Genomic DNA, 1,005 nt, shown 5'->3' with positions numbered 1-1,005 from the left:
CCGCAGGCTGCATTCCTCGCTGGGCTACCTCAGCCCGATGCAGTACGAACAACGCTGGTACGAGGCACAGCGCAAAAAGGCCGCGTGAATCGTGGGTTAAGAACTACACGAAACAGGGGCAAGGTCAGTACCAAGCGTCGGCCGATCGTGTGAACGCTCGTGGTGCCGGAGCAATCGCCTTCACCACCTCGTGTCGTGAGATGGAGAACCTTATTCACTGCGACGCGATCCGCGAGGAGTTCGAAGTCGCTCCGCTGGAGATTCAGCCCTTCGACGATGTTCCAGCGCTGGTGGCAGAGCTCGTCCATGCTGCGTCGCTGCCTCCAAACCCGTGGGCTGTAATCGATGAGGACAAACGCGAAAAGAAGATCAGCAAGGCAAAGCGTCGTCTGAATCGTGGTGCTGCGGACCGCATGACCGCAGATCGGCTCACAGCCTCGGACCCCACCGATCAAGTACGCACTTGGCTACGTCGAGTTGGCGAGCATCTCCGTTGACACTCCCCTCACTCAAGCGGACCCGAGCAAACTTTGAGCGCCAGCTTTCGGGCATCGAGTTCGCGTTTGGCTAGGACCGCTACGGGCCCAAAACCGCCTAACGCTCGTCGCCAAAGCAGACGCTCGACAGCTGAACCACGCCATCTAGGCCATTGGTCCGTTTCGGTGGTAGCCCACAGTCAAATTGAGTCGTTCATGTCGCTGCCCAACTGCTTTCCTCGATAGCAACAGAACGACAAAGCCCGGACGCAAGAATTGCGTCCAGCAATCTCCGTTTCGAATGTTGGACGCGAGAAACGGCCCGCAGGCAGCCTCGATTCTTTCTACGGCATTGGGCACACCGCCCAATGGAACTCGAAGCCAGCAGGACAGTGCTTTCAGCGTAAGCGGCCAGCCATGGCATCTTGAAACAATGGCGTACTCGTAGGAGCCTCGTGTCCACCTCAACTCTAGGTGGACACGTGAACACTACTCCTGAACAAAGCGGCGAAGGTCGTCGGCGCCGACG

Annotated in this window: 1 pseudogene; it reads left to right on the top strand. The window is 58.4% G+C overall.

The features are described from left to right. Window positions 1-497, top strand: a pseudogene (locus NFX52_RS30325) (hypothetical protein); the annotation flags it as partial. Window positions 498-1,005 lie beyond the last annotated feature (508 nt).

It is taken from the genome of Acidovorax facilis (assembly GCF_023913775.1).
Classification (GTDB): Bacteria; Pseudomonadota; Gammaproteobacteria; order Burkholderiales; family Burkholderiaceae_C; genus Acidovorax; species Acidovorax facilis.
Note: the sequence above shows the minus strand (reverse complement) of the source record. Positions and strands in the feature narration are given on the sequence as shown.